General features: G+C 43.5%; 1 protein-coding gene. It reads right to left on the bottom strand.

What is annotated here, in order from left to right:
- The coding region (locus AC1DND_RS21225) for a beta strand repeat-containing protein (protein ID WP_477584622.1) at positions 1–4294 on the bottom strand (4294 nt) is incomplete at both ends.

Genomic DNA, 4294 nt, shown 5'->3' with positions numbered 1-4294 from the left:
GTTGTTTGTCCGGCAGGGATAGTTACTGTTAATCCGATTGCGGTATAATCTACTCCGCTTGTGGCGGTTCCACCAACACTATACGTAATCTGTGTATCAGTTGTTGATACATTACTTAAGGTAAAGGTAAATAAACCTGGTGTAGTTGGCTCTGCCCCATCGGTTGTTGCCGCAACACTTACCGTTGCTGTAGTATGATCAGCAATATTAATGCTTGCAGGACTATTGTTTATTGTTACCAATGGGTTTCCAGAGGTAGTTAATGTAGCCAATACAGTTTCTGTTCCTTCTACTATTGCGTCGGTTAATACCGGAATGGTAATGGTCGCTGTAGTTTGTCCCGCTGGGATAATGATGGTTTTTGTTATGGTGGTGTAATCGCTTCCTTCGGTTGCAGTTCCAGCTAAAGTATAGGTAAGCTGTGTATCCGCTGATGATGGATTACTTAAAGTCACCGTAAATGTTCCGTTTACAGGTCCATTCTCATCGCCTGATGTCCCGGCGGTAATAGTGGCTTCTGAAACATCATTATCAACAATAGTTGCAGTTGTTGTAGCATTGCTGATTAACACCACACCACCAGTAATATTGCTTAATGCTGCGCTAAAAGTTTCAGCCAGCTCAGCAATATTATCATCGTTTATCGGAACCGTAAAGGTTAAGGTAGCACCTGCTGCAGAATTTGCAGGGAAGCTTAAAGTTCCGGCCTTAGTGCTATAATCTGATCCTGCAATTGCAGTTCCATCCGTTGTTGCATAATCAACAGTAAATGCATCTTGAACCGCATTGTTTAAGGTTACGGTAAAGGTTGCTGTTCCATCAGCTTCGTTAACCGTCGGTGTAGTGGAAATACTTACACTTGCTGTATTGGCATCAAGGATATTGATCGATGCAGCTGTTGTACTAATGCTTACGGATGGATTGCTTGAGCTAGCCAAAATTGCTATAACGGTTTCAATACTTTCGCTAACGGCATCAACTAACACAGGGATGGTGATGGTTCCTACAGTCTGACCTGCAGGAATAGTAATGGTTTTGGTCACAATGGCCGAGTAATCACTTCCTTCGGTGGCTGTGCCGCCTAAAGTATAGGTAAGCTGTGTATCGGTAGATGATGGATTACTTAAAGTTACCGTAAATGTTCCGTTTACCGGACCGGTTTCATCGCCGTTTAAACCTGCTGTTATGGTAGCTACCGAAGTATCGTTATCGGTAATGGTAACTGTAGCAATTGCAGTTCCGATGGTTACCAATCCACCGGTAACATTGCTTATTGTTCCATTGAAAGTTTCATTTGGTTCAACAAGGTTATCGTTGTTGACAGGAACGCTAAAGGTCAAAGTTGCTCCGGCAGCAGATCCCGCAGGGAAAGTTAATGTTCCATTGGTTGTGGTATAGTCTAAGCCTACACCTGCTATTGCTGTTCCATTGGTGGTAGCATAATCAACTGTAAATGCGTTCTGAACTGCCGCACTTAAAGTAACCGTGAACGTTGCTGTTCCATCGGCTTCGTTTATACTGCTTGGTGTTGCCGAAATACTTACTGTAGCTGTATTATTATCAAGGATGTTGATGTTTGCAGGCGTATTGCTTACCGTTACCAATGGATTTCCTGATGTTGCCAATGCAGCAATCACGGTTTCTGTTCCTTCCACTACTGCATCGCTTAATACTGGAATGGTAATCGTTCCAGTAGTTGAACCCGCAGGAATGGTAATGGTTTTGGTTACGATTGCAGTATAATCACTGCCTTCGGTTGCTGTCCCATTTAAAGTATAGGTAATCTGCGTATCTGTTGAAGATGGATTACTTAAGGTTACCGTAAATGTACCGTTCACAGGTCCGTTTTCATTTCCTGTTGTACCCGCCGTAATTGTTGCAACTGAGCTATCATTATCGATAATATTTACGGTTGCAGGTACTGTGCTTGCCGTAATTGAAGCATTATTGGTTGCAGCAGTCATGGTTAAGATTACCGATTCGGTACCTTCTGCGATATTATCTTCCAACACTGGTACAGATACCGTAACCGTGGTTTGTCCGGCCGGGATGGTTACTGTGGTGCCTATCGAAGTGTAATCTGCTCCACTATTTGCTGTTCCGCCTACCGAATAGGTAATCTGGGTATCTGTTGTTGATACATTGCTTAAGGTAAACGTAAACTGACCAGGCGCAGTTGGTTCGGCACCATCGGCACTTGCAGCAACCATTACCGTGGCTGTTGTATTATCAATAATATTAATGCTTGCCGAGATATTGCTTACCGTAACAGCAGTATTATTACTAGCGGTTAAAGTAGCCACTGCAGTTTCAATACCTTCTACCAGTGCATCGGTTAATACCGGAATAGTAATGGTTCCAGTGGTTTGACCTGCAGGGATAGTGATTGTTTTGGTTACAATATTACTGTAATCACTTCCTTCAGTTGCTGTTCCACTTAGGGTATAAGTAAGCTGTGTATCAGTTGCCGATGGATTACTTAATGTTACCGTAAAGGTTCCGTTTACCGGTCCGTTTTCGTTTCCTGATGTTCCTGCTGTAATGGTGGCTACCGAAGTATCGTTATCAGTAATAGTAACTGTAGCCGTACTGGTGGCAATGGTTACCAAACCACCTGTTACATTACCGATGGTGGCATTAATGGTTTCGTTAGGCTCAACAATATTATCGTTCGCAATCGGAACGGTAAAGGTTAAAGTTGCACCTGCCAACGATCCCGCAGGGAAGTTTAGGGTACCTGTTGCGGCAGTATAATCGTTGCCTGCAATAGCGGTACCGTTCGAAGTAGCATAATCGACAGTAAAACCTGCCTGAACCGCATTACTTAAGGTTACGGTATAGGTAGCTGTTCCTGCTGCTTCATCAATACTGGCTGGCGTGGCAGAAATACTCACCGTAGCCACATCATTATCATTAATGGTTCCGATTCCTTCCGCCTGTGAAATACTAACCGGAGCAGTAGCTCCGCTTAAAGTTACTTTGAACCTTTCAGTGTTTTCAGTGATGTTATCGTTTGTTATCGGAATAAGAATGCTTTGTGTTGCACCTGAAACCGATCCTGCAGGGAAAGTAACTACTCCCGTTTGAGCGATATAATCGGCTCCTGCAATTGCAGTATCATTAGAAGTTGCATAATTTACTGAAAGGGCATCTTGTATATTTCCGGTCAATGTTACGGTGAAGGTCATGTTGCCAACGTTTTCTAAAGCAGAAACACTGTTAATGGCCACACTTGCTGCATCATCATCGATAATGCTGGCTGTTCCGGTTGCCCCTGCTGCAGGAATAGTTACTGCCGATCCGGCACTTATGCTGTTTAATGTTACCGTAAAGGTTTCGGTACTTTCGGTAATGGCATCATTAATCACCGGAATATTGAAAGTCTGCGTAGCGCCGTTAACAGAACCGGCAGGAAAAGTTACACTACCTGTTGTGGCAGTATAATCAGAACCAGCTAATGCCGTTCCATTTGCAGTTGTATAATTCACCGTAAATGCATCCTGAACGTTACCAGTTAAGGTTACTGTAAATGTTGCATTACCTCCATTTTCTGCTAATGATATGCTGTTGATTGCAACAGTTGCCTGATCGTTATCGGCAATATTTACGGTTGCAGGAATGGTACCCGCTGTAATGGCCGGGTTGTTAGTTGCGGCCGTCATGGTTAAAATAACGGTTTCTGTTGGCTCCACAAAAGTATCATCTTGCACCAGCACCTGTACGGTTTTACTGGTTTGTCCAGCCGGGATAGTTACCGTTGTACCAAGCGAAGTATAATCAGTTCCGTTGCTTGCTGTTCCGCTTACTGCAAAAGTAACCTGTGTATCAGTTGTAGCAGCATTACTTAATGTGAAGGTAAACAAACCTGGCGTACCTGGTTCTGCACCATCATTCGTGGCGGCTACTGTTATTGTTGCCGTTGTATTATCGGTAATATTAATTGTTGCCGTTTTATCAGCTGGGATTGGCGAAATACTTACCAATGCACTGGTTGTAGATACGAGGGTTGCCACCACTGTTTCTGCTCCTTCAACCAATAAATCGGTTCTAACTGGAATGGTGATGGTTCCTGTAGTCTGCCCTGCCGGGATAATAATCGTTTTGCTTATGGTTGTATAATCATTTCCTTCTGTTGCCGTACCACCTAAAGTATAGGTAATCTCAGTATCAGTTGAAGATGGATTACTTAAGCTTACCGTAAAGGTTCCGTTTATAGGTCCGTTTTCATTTCCTGATGTTCCTGCTGTAATCGCTACCGTTGCCGCATCGTTATCTACAATGGTCGCAGTAGCCG

The sequence above is a fragment of the Pedobacter sp. 01N416 genome (genome assembly GCF_056399685.1).
Note: the sequence above shows the minus strand (reverse complement) of the source record. Positions and strands in the feature narration are given on the sequence as shown.